This is a genomic window from Massilia sp. BGA-UO-ETr-WB1 (assembly GCF_059567845.1).
This window is the reverse complement of the sequence record NZ_JCAQOT010000024.1, coordinates 163934-178481: the sequence shown is the minus strand read 5'-3', so window position 1 is coordinate 178481 and position 14548 is coordinate 163934. Positions and strand designations below refer to the sequence as shown.

The 14548-nt window shown below is 65.8% G+C and carries 16 protein-coding genes; 10 read left to right on the top strand and 6 right to left on the bottom strand.

Going from position 1 to position 14548, the window contains the following annotated elements; translation table 11 throughout:
• Positions 1–79: 79 nt before the first annotated feature.
• Both AC56DV_RS13930 and AC56DV_RS13925 read right to left on the bottom strand, forming a co-directional pair.
• A complete protein-coding gene (locus tag AC56DV_RS13930) occupies positions 80–556 on the bottom strand; it encodes a MarR family winged helix-turn-helix transcriptional regulator (protein ID WP_496314876.1) in 477 nt (158 codons plus the stop codon).
• A 45-nt stretch (positions 557–601) separates the two neighbouring features.
• A complete protein-coding gene (locus AC56DV_RS13925) occupies positions 602–2677 on the bottom strand; it encodes an EAL domain-containing protein (protein ID WP_496314875.1) in 2076 nt (691 codons plus the stop codon).
• A 154-nt stretch (positions 2678–2831) separates the two neighbouring features.
• On the opposite strand from AC56DV_RS13925, the gene AC56DV_RS13920 reads away from it, so the two are divergent.
• On the top strand, positions 2832–3167 hold the full coding sequence (locus AC56DV_RS13920) for a TfoX/Sxy family protein (protein ID WP_496314874.1): 336 nt from the start codon (positions 2832–2834) through the stop codon (positions 3165–3167).
• Positions 3168–3186: 19 nt separating this feature from the next.
• Here the strand turns inward: AC56DV_RS13920 and yiaA are convergent, their stop codons facing one another.
• Both yiaA and AC56DV_RS13910 read right to left on the bottom strand, forming a co-directional pair.
• Positions 3187–3612 carry an inner membrane protein YiaA gene (gene yiaA, locus AC56DV_RS13915; protein ID WP_496314873.1) on the bottom strand — a complete coding sequence of 142 codons (426 nt, stop codon included), beginning with the start codon at positions 3610–3612 and terminating at the stop codon, positions 3187–3189.
• 62 nt (positions 3613–3674) lie between these two features.
• Positions 3675–4622 carry a DUF808 domain-containing protein gene (locus tag AC56DV_RS13910; protein ID WP_496314872.1) on the bottom strand — a complete coding sequence of 316 codons (948 nt, stop codon included), beginning with the start codon at positions 4620–4622 and terminating at the stop codon, positions 3675–3677.
• 185 nt (positions 4623–4807) lie between these two features.
• Here AC56DV_RS13910 and AC56DV_RS13905 point away from each other — a divergent pair, with 185 nt between their 5' ends.
• Complete coding sequence (locus AC56DV_RS13905; protein ID WP_496314871.1) at positions 4808–5470, top strand: LysE family transporter; 663 nt, start codon at positions 4808–4810, stop codon at positions 5468–5470.
• A gap of 113 nt (positions 5471–5583) precedes the next feature.
• A complete protein-coding gene (locus AC56DV_RS13900; RefSeq protein WP_496314870.1) occupies positions 5584–7503 on the top strand; it encodes a DUF6600 domain-containing protein in 1920 nt (639 codons plus the stop codon).
• A gap of 204 nt (positions 7504–7707) precedes the next feature.
• On the opposite strand, the gene AC56DV_RS13895 is transcribed toward AC56DV_RS13900, so the two are convergent.
• Positions 7708–8193: a phage regulatory CII family protein gene (locus tag AC56DV_RS13895; protein ID WP_496314869.1), complete on the bottom strand. Its 486-nt coding sequence runs from the start codon at positions 8191–8193 to the stop codon at positions 7708–7710.
• Positions 8194–8276: 83 nt separating this feature from the next.
• Between AC56DV_RS13895 and AC56DV_RS13890 the strand changes: the two genes are divergently transcribed.
• The 4 genes from AC56DV_RS13890 to AC56DV_RS13875 all read left to right on the top strand — a co-directional run bounded on the left by AC56DV_RS13890 (position 8277) and on the right by AC56DV_RS13875 (position 11145).
• Entirely contained in the window at positions 8277–9191 is a 915-nt protein-coding gene (locus AC56DV_RS13890; protein WP_496314868.1) for a hypothetical protein, read from the top strand.
• 19 nt (positions 9192–9210) lie between these two features.
• Positions 9211–9975 (top strand): DUF2491 family protein, encoded by a 765-nt coding sequence (locus AC56DV_RS13885; RefSeq protein ID WP_496314867.1) that lies wholly within the window; start codon positions 9211–9213, stop codon positions 9973–9975.
• 49 nt (positions 9976–10024) lie between these two features.
• Positions 10025–10795 (top strand): hypothetical protein, encoded by a 771-nt coding sequence (locus AC56DV_RS13880; RefSeq protein ID WP_496314866.1) that lies wholly within the window; start codon positions 10025–10027, stop codon positions 10793–10795.
• A 71-nt stretch (positions 10796–10866) separates the two neighbouring features.
• Complete coding sequence (locus AC56DV_RS13875) at positions 10867–11145, top strand: DUF493 family protein (RefSeq protein ID WP_496314865.1); 279 nt, start codon at positions 10867–10869, stop codon at positions 11143–11145.
• A 17-nt stretch (positions 11146–11162) separates the two neighbouring features.
• Here the strand turns inward: AC56DV_RS13875 and gcvA are convergent, their stop codons facing one another.
• Entirely contained in the window at positions 11163–12053 is an 891-nt protein-coding gene (gene gcvA / locus AC56DV_RS13870; protein WP_496314864.1) for a transcriptional regulator GcvA, read from the bottom strand.
• 106 nt (positions 12054–12159) lie between these two features.
• Here gcvA and yfcF point away from each other — a divergent pair, with 106 nt between their 5' ends.
• Genes yfcF through lipA form a run of 3 tightly spaced genes read left to right on the top strand, consistent with a single transcriptional unit; the run spans position 12160 to position 14506 of the window.
• Entirely contained in the window at positions 12160–12783 is a 624-nt protein-coding gene (gene yfcF / locus AC56DV_RS13865) for a glutathione transferase (protein WP_496314863.1), read from the top strand.
• Between the two features lie 42 nt (positions 12784–12825).
• Positions 12826–13509 carry a lipoyl(octanoyl) transferase LipB gene (gene lipB / locus AC56DV_RS13860; RefSeq protein ID WP_496314862.1) on the top strand — a complete coding sequence of 228 codons (684 nt, stop codon included), beginning with the start codon at positions 12826–12828 and terminating at the stop codon, positions 13507–13509.
• Positions 13510–13513: 4 nt separating this feature from the next.
• Entirely contained in the window at positions 13514–14506 is a 993-nt protein-coding gene (gene lipA, locus AC56DV_RS13855; protein WP_496314861.1) for a lipoyl synthase, read from the top strand.
• The last annotated feature ends 42 nt before the right edge of the window (positions 14507–14548 follow it).

Genomic DNA, 14548 nt, shown 5'->3' with positions numbered 1-14548 from the left:
GCAAGACATATGGCCAGTGTAAGGAGAGCGGCGGGCAATTTTATTGATGTAGATCAAAAATGCCCGGATTGCGCCCGCTTCATTTCCCGGGGAGCGACTTCAGCAAGTTGTCGCGCAAGGCCACCACGCTTTTCTGCATTTTCGGAAACTCCTGGGCCGACAGGCCGCAGGCCTGGAACAGGTTTTTTCCCTCGGCGGCCTGCTGGCGCAGGCGTTTCCCCGTCTCGGTCAGGCTGACGATCACCTGGCGCTCGTCGGCCGAGTCGCGCCGGCGCGTCAGATAGCCCATCGCTTCCAGTTTCTTCAAAATGGGCGTCAGCGTGTTCGATTCCAGGAACAGCTTCTCGCCCAGGCCGCTGACGGTCTGGTTGTCCTGCTCGGACAGGGCGATCACGGTGATGTACTGGGTATAGGTCAGGCCCAGCTCGTCCAGAATGGGCTTGTAGGCCTTGCCGAACGCCAGGTTGGCCGAATAGATGGCGAAGCACAGGTAGTCGGCCAGCGGCAGGCTGGCGGCGTTGGGCGTGGCGGATTCGGCGGGTGCGGAAGTGTCCATGCGGGACTCCTTTCAAAGAAGTCCCCATTATACATCGGATGCGATCTAATCGCAGCTGCCGGACATGGGGCGCGGCAAGCCGACCGCGTGGCCCTGCGCATAATCCACTCCCAGCCCACGCACCAGGCTGAGCGTTTCGTCGTCCTCCACGTACTCGGCCACGGTCAGCATGCCCATCACGTGGCCCACCTCGTTGATGGCTTTCACCAGCGCGCAATTGATGGCGTTGCTCTTGATGTCGCGGATGAACATGCCGTCGATCTTCAGGTAGTCCACCGGCAAGGCCTTCAGGTAGGCGAACGAGGACAGGCCGCTGCCGAAGTCGTCGAGCGAGAAGCGGCAGCCCAGCGCCTTCAGGCGCGACATGAACACCTGCGCCTTGGGCAGGTTGGCGATGGCGGCCGTTTCCGTGATTTCGAAGCAGATCCGGGCCGGATCGATGCCGAATTCGGCGAACTGCTCCAGGATGTAGTCGTGCAGGCCTTCGTCGTTGAGCGAGGTGCCGGACAGGTTCACCGAGTACAGGGTGCCGTTGGCGCGCTGCGCCAGCCGCTCGCTGCGCACATAGTCGCACACGGCGCGTATTACCCAGCGGTCGATCGCCACCATCAGGTCGTAGCGCTCGGCGGCCGGGATGAAGGCGCCAGGCAGGATCAGGTCGCCCTTGTTGTTCTGGATGCGTATCAGCACCTCGTCGTGCTCCTCGCCGTGCGTGCCCAGGTGCACGATGGGCAGCGCGAACAGGCGGAAGTAGTTGTGCTCGAAGGCCTCGTTCAGGCGCGACACCCACTGCATCTCGCCCTGCCGCTGGGCCAGCTTCAGGTCGGACTCCATGTAGTGGTGCACCCGGTTGCGGCCCTGCTCCTTGGCCAGGTAGCAGGCCTGGTCGGCCGCCATCAGCAGCTCCGTCATCGACTTGCTGTCGTGGTTGATCTCCACCAGGCCGATGCTGGCGCCGATTTCGAAGCTGCGGCTGTCCCACACGAAGCGGAAATTCTTGATCGACAGGCGCAGCTGGTCGGCGATCATCACGGCCTGGTTGGGCGGACAGTGCGGCAGCAGCACGCCCAGCTCGTCGCCGCCCAGCCTGGCCAGCACGTCGCTGTCGCGCATCTGGGCTTGCAGCATCTTGGCCAGCAGCTGCAGCAGCACGTCGCCGGCGCCGTGGCCGCAGGTGTCGTTGACCACCTTGAACTGGTCCAGGTCGATGTACAGCAGCGCATGCGTATGGCCGTCCTGCTTGGAGGTGCGCAGCGCGGCGGCGATCTGGTGCTCGAATTCGCGCCGGTTCATCAGGCCGGTGAGCGTGTCGTGGCTGGCGTACCAGGATAGCTGCTGGGTCAGCTTGCGCTCGTGGCTCACGTCGCGGAACACCACCACCGCGCCCAGCATGTCGCCGGCGCCGGACCAGATCGGCGAGGCCGAATCCTCGATGGCGATGTGGCGCCCGTCGCGGGTGACGAGCTGGGTGCCGTCGCTGGTCGCGATCGACTGGCGCAGGCGCAGGCAGCGCGTGGCCACATGCTCGGCGGCCTGGTCCTGTTCCTCCGCCGACGCTTGCGGCAGCTGGGTGTCGCCCGGCCGCCGCGCCTCGTACACCAGTTTCATGGTTTGCTCGATCGGCAGGCCGCTGGCCAGTTCCTGGGTCCAGCCGGTCAGCTGCTCGGCCACGCGGTTCAGGAAGCGCGTGTTGCCCTGCGCATCGGTGGTGACCACGCCGTCGCCGATCGACGCCAGCGTGACCTCGGCCAGTTCCTTCTGCTCGGCCGTCTCCAGCTCCTGCAGCTTGCGCGCGGTAATGTCCCAGACGATGCCCAGCGTGCGCTCGGCCAAGCCCTGTGCATCGCAGTTGGCGTGGGCCTTGGCGGCCAGCCAGTGCACGCTGCCGTCCTGCCACACCACCCGGTACTCCAGCTCGTAGTCCGCGCAGTGGTTGGCCGCGTGCTGCATGGACTGGAACACGTAGTCGCGGTCGTCCGGATGGACGCACGCCAGAAATGCCCCGAAAGGCTGTTCGCACGGCTGGTCGGGCAGCCCCAGCAGCGCGGCCCCCTCGCCCGACCAGTACACCGTGCCCTCGGCGACTTTTCCGTTGGCCAGTACGGAATCCCAGATTGCCATGTGCGCTGCAGACATCGCCATGTGCAAGCGTTTTTGCAGGTCCGTCATCGCTGTTCTCCGCTACGCTGGTTTAGATGTGACCGTCGTGCTGGCGGAAAGTTCCGCCCCTTGCTAGCATGTTAGGAAATTGGCTTGTTTAGGACAAGGAGGCAGTGTGGCGTCGCAGCAAAGCACGGTGGATTTTTTGGTGGACCAGATGGCGGGGGCGGGCACCTTGTCGGCGCGCAAGATGTTTGGCGAATACGCCATCTACTGCGACGGCAAAATGTTCGCGCTGGTGTGCGACGACCAGCTGTTCATCAAGCCGGTGGCGGCCAGCCGCGCCTGGATAGGCGCGCCGCAGCAGGCGCAGCCTTATCCGCAGGCCAAGCCGTGGTTCGTGATACCGGGGGATGTCTGGGACGACCGCGAGTGGCTGACCGAACTGGCGCGGCGCACGGCGGCCGCTTTGCCGCTGCCGGCGCCCCGCAAGAAAAAGAAGGCTGCGTAGCTTCCGCAGCCGTGCCGGATCAGGCCTCGCCGGACTGCGGCGCGTCCTTGCTGCCGGCGCTGTCGCGCACGTTTTTCTGCACCGCCACCGCCGCAAACAGGCTCAGCACGAAGGACATGGCGTAGAAGCCCTTCTCGCTGGGCGCCAGCGTGGCGTTGAACAGGCCCACCGACAGCAGCAGCAAGGCCAGCAGCAGCGAGATCCAGCACAGGCCGAAATACATATTGGTGACCGGGATGCCTTCCAGCCGGTCGCGCACCGATTTCTGCAGCGACACGGCGGCGAACAGGCCGTAGGCCAGCAAGGTGAAGTAATAGCCCTTCTCGTTGAGCTGCATGGTGGCGTTCCACAGCCCGGTCAGGTAGGTGGCGGCGCCCACCAGCAGGGCCGCCCAGGAGGCACCCACGAAGGCGGCGGTCGGGCGTTGCGGCGTGTTCTTGTTCATGTTCTCTCCACTCTTATGGCCGGGCGCCGGCTGGCGCCCGTTGTGCTATCAGACCAGAAATTTCAATGCGAGCGCTTGAACAAGCGCAAGAAGCGGCCCGCCGCCATCACGCCCACCAGCACCAGGGCGCCGGCGATCACGCCGGCCACCGCGTCCAGCAGCGACGGCGTCACCGCCTGCAGCACGCCGCCCACGCCGGGCGTGGAACCGACGAACTCGGCCGCGTGATGGATCACGTCGTGCGCGGCGGGAATGCCGTGCGTCAGGATGCCGCCACCCACCATGAACATGGCCAGCGTGCCGGCCACCGACAGGAATTTCATCAGCATGGGCGCGGCGGCCAGCAGGAAGCGTCCCAGGCCGCGCTCGAAGGCGCTGGCGCCGGCGCGCTGCGCCAGGTACAGGCCGGCGTCGTCCATCTTGACGATGGCCGCCACCAGGCCGTACACGCCCACCGTCATCGCCACGGCGATGCTGGCCAGCACCGCCACCTGCTGCGAGAACGGCGCGTTGGCCACCGTGCCCAGCGCGATCACGATGATCTCGGCCGACAGGATGAAGTCGGTGCGGATGGCGCCCTTGATCTTGTCCTTCTCCAGCGCCACCATGTCGACGTCGGGATTGGCCACGGCGGCCACCAGCTCGGCGTGGTGCTGCTGGTCCTCGTGCTCGCTGTGCAGGTATTTGTGGGCGATTTTCTCGAAGCCCTCGAAGCACAGGTAGGCGCCGCCTACCATCAGCAGCGGCGTGATGGCCCACGGCGCGAACGCGCTGATGGCCAGCGCGGCAGGCACCAGGATGGCCTTGTTCTTCATCGAGCCGATCGCCACCGCCCACACCACCGGCAGCTCGCGGTCGGCGTTCACGCCGGCCACCTGCTGGGCGTTCAGGGCCAGGTCGTCGCCCAGCACGCCGGCGGTCTTCTTGGCGGCGACTTTGCTCATCGCGGCGACATCATCGAGGATGGTGGTGATGTCGTCGATCAGGGCCAGCAGACTGGTGCCGGCCATCTCAGCGGCCTCCCCGGGCAACGGTGGACAGGCGGGCGGGAACGTGTTTTTTCATGGTGCGTGGGAAATAAGTGGAAGCAGCGCTAATCTTACATCATAAGCAACTGCCTCCCGGCATGAGTTGACGCAACAGCGTGCCGCCCGCGCTACAATGGCCGCTCAAAAAACACGCACCGGAACTCAGCATGGCCTTCAGCACCTGGATCACCTTCGTTATCGCCGCCTCCATCATTGCCGTGTCGCCCGGCTCCGGCGCGGTGCTGTCGATGTCGCACGGGCTGTCCTACGGCGTGCGCAAGGCCAGCGGCACCATCCTCGGCCTGCAGGCCGGCCTGCTGCTGGTGCTGGCCATCGCCGGCGCCGGCGTCGGTTCGCTGCTGCTGGCCTCGGAACTGGCCTTCAACGTGGTGAAGACGGTGGGCGCGCTGTACCTGATCTGGCTCGGCTTCAGCCAGTGGCGCGCCAAGGTGCAGGACGCGCCGGCCGGCGCCGCGGGCGATGCCGGCGGCGCGCCGGCCAAGGCCGAGCTGCCCTCGCTGCAAAAACGCATGCTGACCGGTTTCCTCACCAATGCCACCAACCCAAAGGGCATCATCTTCATGGTGGCCGTGCTGCCGCAGTTCATTTCGCAAGACCACCCGCTGCTGCCGCAGCTGCTGATCCTGGCCGTCACCATGTGCACCATCGACCTGGTGGTGATGCACAGCTATGCCTTCCTGGCCGCCTCCATGCAGCGCTTCTTCCGCGACGCGCGCGCCGTCAGGCGCCAGAACCGGGTCTTCGGCGGCCTGCTGATGGCGGTCGGCGCCGCGCTGTTCTTCGTCAAGCGCGGCGGCGCGCACGCCTGAGAGTCACGTCTGCCGATGTAGCAGCGTTCTACAATGTGAAAAGATTTGTAACCGCCGTCGTCTGAAACCCAAATGCGGCGTTAAATGGTTTCATCACATACCGGAGTGCCGCCATGGGCCGCAAACTTGTTCATATCATCCTGTTGACTGCGCTGGTCGCCGTCAGCTCGCTGGCGCTGGCCGACGACGATCCGCCGGCCCGCGTGGGACGCATTTCCAGCGCCGAGGGCCAGGTGACGGTTGAGGCCGACGGCGAGGAAGCCAGCGGCAGCCTGCTGAACTGGCCGGTGGCCGGCGGCACCCGCATCACCGCCGCGCGCGGATCGCGGCTGGAATTCCGCATCGGCTCGGCGGCCATCCGCATGGACGGCGACTCCAGCCTGGAAGTGGAGGCGCTGGACGACAACAGCCTGCACCTGCGCCTGAACTACGGCACCGCCAGCGTGCGCCTGCGCAGCGGCGAAATGCTGGACGACTTTGAACTGACCACGCCGCAAGCGCGCATCACCCTGCTGGAGCCGGGCCTGGTGCGGGTGGACACCGAGCGCCAGCCGGACACCAGCACGGTCTCGGTGCTGCTGGGCGTGGCCAGCGTGGACGGCGGCGGCACGGCATTGACTTTGCGCGCAGGCAAGCGCGCGGTGGTGCAGGGCGACCGGGTCAGCACCGGCCAGGCGCAGCGCGACCGTTTCGACGAGTGGGTGATGGCGCGCGACCAGCGCGACGAGAATTCCCAGTCGCTGCGCTATGTCACGGCGGACGTCACCGGCTATGAAGAGCTGGACCATTACGGCACCTGGCGCGAGAGCGACGAGTACGGCCCGCTGTGGTCGCCGCGGTCGGTGCCGCTGGGCTGGGCGCCCTACCGCGACGGCCGCTGGACCTGGCTGGACCCGTGGGGCTGGACCTGGGTCGACGACGCGCCGTGGGGCTACGCGCCTTCGCACTATGGCCGCTGGGTGATGCTGGACACGCGCTGGTACTGGGCGCCGGGCCGCTTCAGCTCGCGCCCGGTGTGGGCGCCGGCGCTGGTGGGTTGGGTGGGCGGCAGCAACTGGAGCATCGCCTTCGCCAACCGGCATAACGGCCCCGGCGTGGGCTGGTATCCGCTGACCCCGCGCGACCGCTTCGTGCCCTATTACCGTGTGTCGCCCGAGTATGAGCGGCGCGTGGGCTGGCACCATCAGAACAGCGTGCGCTGGAAGCCGCAGCGCGAAGTGCGCCGCGAAGGCGTGACCGTGTTGCCGCGTGAACAGTTCGATGCGCGCCGCACCGTCAATGTCGGCAAGGCGCCGCGCGTGTCGCTGGCCCCGAACGACGCGCGCAACGTGCCGCTGTCGACCGCGCCGCTGCCGCTGACCCGCATGTCGCCGGGCGCGGTGACGCCGGGCCGCATCATCGAAACGCGGCGCGACCGGCGCGACGGCTTCGAGCGCCAGCCTAGGACCAGCATCAATCAGCCTTCAAATCAGCCCTTCGCCCAGCCGCCGGCCGCCGCGCCGCAGCCGCAGCCGCAGTTTGCCGCGCCGCGCCCGCAGGCCGACCGCAGCGGGGATGACGAACGCCGCATGCGCCAGCTGCGCGAGCGGGAACAGAATGACGAACGGCGTGACGCGGGCCAGCGCTGGAACCGCCAGTCCATCCAGACCCAGCAGCCGCAGGTGCAGCAAATGCCTCAGCAGCCGCAGCCTCCGGCCCAGCATACCTTCGCGCAGCCGGCGCAAGCTGCGCCGCAGCCGGGCGCGCAGTTCCGCCAGCGCGATGAGGGTGCCGAGCAGCGCGGACGCGAACAGCGCGAACGCATCCAGCGCGAGCAGCGGGATCAACGGGATCAACGGGAGCACCGCGAAGCGCCGGCTTTCCGGGCGCCGCCACCCCAGGCCCAGCCGCAAGCGCAGCCACAACCCCAGCCACAACCCCAGCCGCAAGCGCAGCCCGCGCCCCGGCCGCAGATGCAGGCGCCGCAAGCTCAACCGCAGCGCGACGACGGCGGCGGCCGCCGCCATAGGGAAGAACGCAGCAAGGAGCGATGATCAAGTAGCGGGAACGCCCTGCATTTCAGCCCGGGATTTTGCGCGTCCAGGGCGCGATTTATGCAGTTCATCACATTCCGATGGCAGGCTGGCCCCTGTTTTTATACAGTGGACCCAGTCAAAAGTTCCCGACTATTTTTTCTTTTCCCAATTAAAAATAGTGTTCGAGCCGGCCCTCCCAGCCGGCTCTTTTTTTGCCCGCTGTCACTTCCCACCGGCCAGATTTCTAATCCGCGCCCGCCATTCCCCCAGCGCCGACAGCGCGTCATGAAACTCGCGCTCTATCAGATCCGCCTCGGATGGTGTAATCTTGCCATCTAGCAAAGATTGTGAAACGGCCTCGGCCACGTCACCCACCTGGCTCATCACCCGGCACACCGTTTGCGACAGGTCGTCCTTCGCCACTTGCTCGGGCAGCGGCACCACGAAAGCGGCCATGCCGTGCCGTGTCAGCAGGGCGTGCAGGGGCAGCAGAGCGTCCTTCACCCCCGCCTTCTGGCACAGTTCTATGATGGCCGACACCTCCTCGAACGAGGGGTAATGCGAGGCAATCGTGGGTGACAATTTGTTACGCAATACGTTCACGGAAATACCCATGCATTGCGACAATGCCTCTATGCCGCCGGGATAGCCCCGTGCCACCGTGTAGAGCGCGTCGTGTTGATTCATATCAGAGTATTTGCGAGTCATGGTGAAGCGGGTCCTTTTTTACCGATGCATTTATTAAGCATCAACATTATGCTGTTATTTATTCAACTAGAGAGGTTGGGGAAATGAAGAAGTCTCTCCGCACTACGATAGCGCTGGTTCTGTCGATGACGCTGGCCCTGAACGGCGCGTATGCCGATACGCGCCCGGCCAAGAGCTCGGGCTCGTTCAAGAGCGGATTCTCGTCGCAAAAGAGCAGCCCTGCAAGAAGTAACACGTCTACAAGCAGCAAGCCCGACAGCGCGGCCAGCCGCAGCGGCAACACGTCTTTCGGCTCGTTCGGCTCGGCGCGCCGGGCGCCGGACAGCGCCGCCGGCTCGCGCAACCAGTCCGCCATGTCGCAGGACATGACGCGCCGCCAGGCCGAGGAGAACGCGCTGCGCACCATGGACAGCCGGCGCGCGTCCCGCGAAGCGCAGCAGCGCACCCTGCCTCCGCTGGATCCCGTGATGCCGCGCCAGCCGCAGCAGCCGCCGCCGCAGTACGGCCAGCAGGCGCCGCGCTATGACAACCGCGGCTACGACAGCCGTGGTTACGACAACCGGGGTTATGACCGTAGCGGCTACGACAACCGGGGCTACGACAGCCGGGGCTATGACCGCAACGGCCGCCTGGCCACCGCCGGCGCCGCAGCGGCGGGCGTGGTGCTGGGGTCCATCCTGAGCGCCCCGGCCCATGCCAACCGCGCCCCGGCACAGGCCCCGGCGCCGGCGCCAAGCGACGTTCCGGCCGACATCGGCGCGCTGGGCCCGGTGGATCCCGCCCCGGACGGCGCCGCAGCGGGAACCGCCGCCGGCGCCACGGCCACCGGCACCGCCACCAACATGGATGCGGCGGAAGCTGCGCAGCGCGAGGAATCGGGCGGCCTGGGCTGGTTCGGCTGGGCCATGATCCTCGGCCTCGGCTATGTCGGCTGGCGCTTGCTGCGCGGCCGCCTGATGAAGCCGAAAGCCGGCCGTAATTACTCTTTGGGAGATTGAGATGGGTTGGAAAGATGCAATGGATTACGTGCGCGGCGCGGCCAGCAAGCGCGGCCTGGCGGAAGCGCCGGCCGACCAGCAACTGCCGCTGGGCGCGCGCATCGGCAGCGTGGTCAGCCTGCAGCAGTCGCCGCTGCTGCGCGCCAGCGCGGCCGGCTCGCTGATCCGCATGCCGAACGGCAGCGACACGCGCATCCTGGCCGTCTCGCGCATCAAGCTCAACCTGTCCGGCAAGCTGTACCGCTACTACCTGGACAAGGGCGACGACGCCGACGACGAGAAGTTTCTGCAAGTGTATGTGAACGAGCAGGGCCAGGTGGCCGAGATCCTGTACTGCACCCAGCTGGCGCGGGTGATCCCGGAAACCGCCGAGGACCAGGAAGCCTACACCGGCGAAGCCGGCTACGGCCTGGGCGACGCCAGCTACACCCTGTGGCGCGCCCAGCTGGATGGCTACGGTCTGGATGAGCGCGACCTGGACCTGGCCTTCGGCGGCGGGGAAGGCCTGGAATACCTGCGCGACGCCGGCGATCCGGACGCGGAATTCGTGGCGCCGTTCAGCGGCACCGAAACCCGCATCGACGATGCCGGCGGCATGGGCGGCTTGCAGCAGGAAGTGTATTTGATGCCCTATGTGCGCCAGCTGGACGGCGCGGGCAAGGAATTTTTGCTGATCACGACGGAGATCCTCCGCAGCGTGAACGGCGATGCAGGGAAACGCGGTATCCATGTCGATTTTGTCATCGGCATACCGGTTGAGCAGGAACGTCTCGTCATCCAGTGAGGACGGCGGCACGCACAGGCAGTTTCAACTTACTGAAAGGAAGCACAACATGAGCACTTCGAATGGCTGGGGTTTAACCGCGCGTCTGATCACCAAACACTTCGGCGCCCTGGGCGACCGCGTCTCCGAAGCGATTGCCAATTTCGATCCTGAAACGGCGACCGAGGCCGACCGCGACCGCCTGGCCGACACGCTGCGCGCCACGGCCCAGAAGCTGGCCTCCGCCCGTTCCTCCTTCGAAAAGGAGCACGCCGACGTGGTCAAGCTGCAAGAGCTGATCGCCAACGACGAAAAGGCCGCCGAAACGCTGGGCGAGCGCCTGGCCTCGGGCCGCATCTCGGAAGCGACCATCAACCTGTTCTGCGACGAGCTGGAGTCCAACAAGGCGCGCCTGCCGCTGGAAATCCAGGAGCAGGCCGACGCCGAGGAATACATGAACGAGCTGCAGAAGATCGTCGACGCGCTGTCGCAGCAGCTGGCCAACTTCGACGCCGCCGCCAAGAAGGCGCTGCAGGCGCTGGCGCAAGCCAACGCGCAGCGCGACCTGCAGCAAGTGCGCGCCGAGCGCCAGGAGCAGCTCAACGGCCTGAAAGGCCTGCAAGGCAACTCCAGCGCCCTGAACGCGCTGACCCGCCGCGCCCAGTCCGTCAGCAATGAAGCGGCCGGCATGAAGATCGTGGCCGACATCGGCCAGCGCCCGCTCGACCAGGCCGCCGAGCTGGACGCCATCCGCAAGTCCGTCAGCAATCCGGGCGCGGCAGGCGGCGAGTCCGCGCTGGCCCGCCTGCAGCGCCTGTCCGGCAAAACCGCCGCCGCGTAATCCAGCCATGAATGCCGCCGACATTGTGACCGCGTTACAATGTCGGCTGGCATTCATTTTCTGGAATTATCATGGCTACAGCGATCCCACCGGGCGAGTCCCTCATCGAATACCCGAGCGATTTCCCCATCAAGGTGATGGGCCCCACGCATATCGACTTCGCTTCCACCATCCTGGAACTCGTGATCAAGCACGATCCGACCTTCCACAAGGGCAAGATGGAAGAGCGTCCATCGGCCAAGGGCAACTACACCGGCCTGACGGTGACCGTGCGCGCCACCAGCCGTCTGCAGCTGGACGCGCTGTACATCGAGCTGTCGGCGCATCCGATGGTAAAAATCGTGATGTAAGGCGCTTACTTGCAACTTTATACGCGGAGTTGCGCGGTGAACGCCGCCATCTCCGCCAGCATCCACGCGCGGAAGGCCCGCACCTGCGGCTTGGCCGCCGCCCCGGGCGGACTCACAAAGTAATAATCATTCGGGCTGGGCGCGGCGATATCGAACAGCCGCACCAGCTGCCCCGAAGCAATCTCCTGCATCGCCACCACGTGCCGCACCAGCGCCACGCCGTCGCCGTCCACGGCCGAGCGTATCAGCATCGACAAATCCTCGAACATCACCCCGCCGGAAGGCTCGGCCAGCTCCAGCCCGGCCGCGCGGAACCACGGCAGCCATGGCTCGTTGGAGCGCAGCAAGGTGGCCTGCGCCAGTTCGGCCGGCGTGGCCGGCAGCGCGCCGCCCCGGTAATGCGGGCTGACGGCGGGATAGTAAATGTCGCCCATCAGGCGGTCCACCACCATGCCCGGATACTGCCCGCGCCCGAAGCGGATGCCCACGTCGATGGCTTCCCGCTCCAGGTCCTGCATATGGCCGCTGGCCTGCAGCAGCACCTCCACGTTGGGATGGCGTTCGATGAAGTTGCCCAGCCTTGGCGCCAGCCAGCGCGCCGCGAAGGATGGAATGGCCGACACCGTCAGCCGCTGGGTGCCCTGGCCCGGGCGCAACGCATCGGCCCCGGCGGCGATATCGCCGAAGGCCTTGGCCAGCAGCTGCGCGAACTTCAGCGCGTCCGCCGTCACCTTCACATGGCGGCCGTTGCGCGCGAACAGCTGCGTGCCCAGTTCCTGCTCCAGTGCCCGCACCTGGTGGCTGATGGCGCCATGGGTCAGGTGCAGCTCGTCCGCCGCGCGCGAAAAGTTCTCATGCCGGGCCGCCGCCTCGAAAGCGCGCAGTTGCTGGAAGGTGGGCAGGCGCATGGTTTTTTGTGAATGAAATTAGCAAGAACAGTCAAAATATATCGTTATGTGGCCACATGGGCAAGCCTTACCATGTGTGGAAACCCTTACCAAGCCGGAGCGCATCATGAGCCTTACCCTGTACGTCGACAGCCAGTTCACCAGTCCCTACGCCCTGTCCGTGTTCGTCACCCTGAAGGAAAAGGGTTTGCCGTTCGAGCTGAAGACGGTGGACCTGGACGCCGGAGCCCAGCTGCAGCCGCCCTTCCGCGACCTGGCGCTCACCGCGCGCGTGCCCGCGCTGGTGCACGACGGCTTCGTGCTGACCGAGTCCAGCGCCATCAGCGAATACCTGGACGAAGTGTTCCCCGCGCCCGAATACCACGCCGTGCTGCCGCGCAACTCGCAGCGCCGCGCCCAGGCGCGCCAGATCCAGGCTTGGCTGCGCAGCGATCTGATGCCTATCCGGCAAGAGCGCAGCACCATCACCGTGTTCTACGAACCTGCCACGCAGCCGCTGTCGCCCGAGGCGCTGGCGGCCGCCGACAAGCTGATCCGCGCGGCCGGCAAGCTGGTGGACGGGCCCAACCTGTTCACCCGCTGGTGCGTGGCCGACACCGACCTGGCCATCATGCTGCTGCGCCTGATCAGGAGCGGCCACGAAGTGCCGCAGAAACTGAAGGACTACGCCGAGGCCCAGTGGCAGCGCGCGCCGGTGCAGGAGTGGCTGAAACTGCTGCCCAAAAAATAGGCGCGGCAAGAAAGTATTTCATCACTGACTTATAATGGCGGGATGTCTAACGCCCCGGCAATCATCCGCCACCTCGGCCAGGCCGAGTACGAACCCACCTTCGCCGCCATGCGCGCGTTCACCGACGCGCGCACGCCCGATACCCCCGACGAACTGTGGATCGTCGAGCACCCGCCCGTCTTCACGCTGGGCCTGGGGGCCGACCGCGGCCATCTGCTGGCCGGCGCGTCCGCCATCCCGGTGGTGCAGACCGACCGGGGCGGCGAAGTCACCTACCACGGCCCCGGCCAGGTGGTGATCTACCTGATGATGGACCTGCGCCGCAACAAGCCGGGCGGCAAGCTGTACGCCCGCCAGTTCGTCCATAAAATCGAGCAAGCCATCATCAATGTGTTGCAGGCGTATAATCTCGGCGGTGAACGCGTCGAGGGCGCGCCCGGCATCTATATCGCCGGCGGCCCGAAAAAAGGCGCCAAGATCGCCGCGCTCGGCCTGAAAGTGCGCGGCAACGGCTGCACCTACCATGGGGTGTCGCTGAATGTGGGAATGGACCTGGCCCCGTTCACCTGGATTAACCCTTGCGGCTATTCTGGACTGGAAACCATCGACATGCGATCCATGGGGGTTGAAGCGCCGCTTGCCGACGTGCAGCTGGCGCTGGCCAACGAACTGGTGCGGCTGCTGGAAGCAGCCGTCCCCGCCGAAGAAACTACTGTATCAATTTAAGCCTATGACCACCGAGACCCCTTCCAGCACCGCCCCCGCCGCCCCAGCTTACAACGCAAGCGAAAAGCAAAAAGGCGCCAGCAAGACCTCGCGCATTCCGATCAAGATCACGCCCATCGAGCAGATCGAGCGCCTGAAAAAGCCGGACTGGATCCGCGTCAAGGCCGCCTCGGCATCGACCCGCTTCTACGAAATCAAGGACATCCTGCGCGAGAACAAGCTGGTTACCGTGTGCGAAGAGGCGAGCTGCCCGAACATCGGCGAATGCTTCGGCAAGGGTACGGCCACCTTCATGATCATGGGCGACAAGTGCACCCGCCGCTGCCCGTTCTGCGACGTCGGCCACGGCCGCCCGGACCCGCTCGACACCGCCGAGCCGCAAAACCTGGCCAACACCATCGCCAAGCTGCGCCTGAGCTACGTGGTGATCACCTCGGTGGACCGCGACGACCTGCGTGACGGCGGCGCCCAGCACTTCGTCGAGTGCATCACCAAGACCAAGGAACTGTCGCCGAAGACCCAGATCGAAGTGCTGGTGCCGGACTTCCGCGGCCGCCTGCAAAAGGCGCTGGACATCTTCGCCAACGGCCTGCCGGACGTGATGAACCACAACCTGGAAACCGTGCCGCGCCTGTACAAGGAAGCGCGTCCGGGCTCGGACTATATGCACTCGCTGAAGCTGCTCAAGGACTTCAAGGCCATGTACCCGGGCGTGAAGACCAAGTCCGGCATCATGGTGGGCCTGGGCGAGACCGACGAGGAAATCCTGCAGGTGATGCGCGACATGCGCGAGCACGACATCGACATGCTGACCATCGGCCAGTACCTGGCGCCGTCCAACAGCCACTTGCCGGTGCGCCGCTACGTGCACCCGGACGTGTTCAAGATGTTCGAGGAAGAGGCTTACAAGATGGGCTTCAAGCACGCCGCCGTGGGCGCCATGGTGCGTTCCTCGTACCACGCCGACGAGCAGGCGCACAACGTACTGGAAGTGTGAGTAATCAGTAGTTGGTGAGACAATCCAGAAGTTGGTGAGACA

Coding starts and splice junctions, on each gene's coding strand:
- lipA (WP_496314861.1), top strand. CDS start 13,514: ATGACCACCGAGACCCCTTCCAGCACCGCCCCCGCCGCCCCAGCTTAC.
- AC56DV_RS13930 (WP_496314876.1), bottom strand. CDS start 556: ATGGACACTTCCGCACCCGCCGAATCCGCCACGCCCAACGCCGCCAGC.
- AC56DV_RS13905 (WP_496314871.1), top strand. CDS start 4,808: ATGGCCTTCAGCACCTGGATCACCTTCGTTATCGCCGCCTCCATCATT.
- AC56DV_RS13890 (WP_496314868.1), top strand. CDS start 8,277: ATGAAGAAGTCTCTCCGCACTACGATAGCGCTGGTTCTGTCGATGACG.
- AC56DV_RS13875 (WP_496314865.1), top strand. CDS start 10,867: ATGGCTACAGCGATCCCACCGGGCGAGTCCCTCATCGAATACCCGAGC.
- yiaA (WP_496314873.1), bottom strand. CDS start 3,612: ATGAACAAGAACACGCCGCAACGCCCGACCGCCGCCTTCGTGGGTGCC.
- AC56DV_RS13925 (WP_496314875.1), bottom strand. CDS start 2,677: ATGGCAATCTGGGATTCCGTACTGGCCAACGGAAAAGTCGCCGAGGGC.
- AC56DV_RS13880 (WP_496314866.1), top strand. CDS start 10,025: ATGAGCACTTCGAATGGCTGGGGTTTAACCGCGCGTCTGATCACCAAA.
- yfcF (WP_496314863.1), top strand. CDS start 12,160: ATGAGCCTTACCCTGTACGTCGACAGCCAGTTCACCAGTCCCTACGCC.
- lipB (WP_496314862.1), top strand. CDS start 12,826: ATGTCTAACGCCCCGGCAATCATCCGCCACCTCGGCCAGGCCGAGTAC.
- AC56DV_RS13895 (WP_496314869.1), bottom strand. CDS start 8,193: ATGACTCGCAAATACTCTGATATGAATCAACACGACGCGCTCTACACG.
- AC56DV_RS13885 (WP_496314867.1), top strand. CDS start 9,211: ATGGATTACGTGCGCGGCGCGGCCAGCAAGCGCGGCCTGGCGGAAGCG.
- AC56DV_RS13900 (WP_496314870.1), top strand. CDS start 5,584: ATGGGCCGCAAACTTGTTCATATCATCCTGTTGACTGCGCTGGTCGCC.
- AC56DV_RS13910 (WP_496314872.1), bottom strand. CDS start 4,622: ATGGCCGGCACCAGTCTGCTGGCCCTGATCGACGACATCACCACCATC.
- gcvA (WP_496314864.1), bottom strand. CDS start 12,053: ATGCGCCTGCCCACCTTCCAGCAACTGCGCGCTTTCGAGGCGGCGGCC.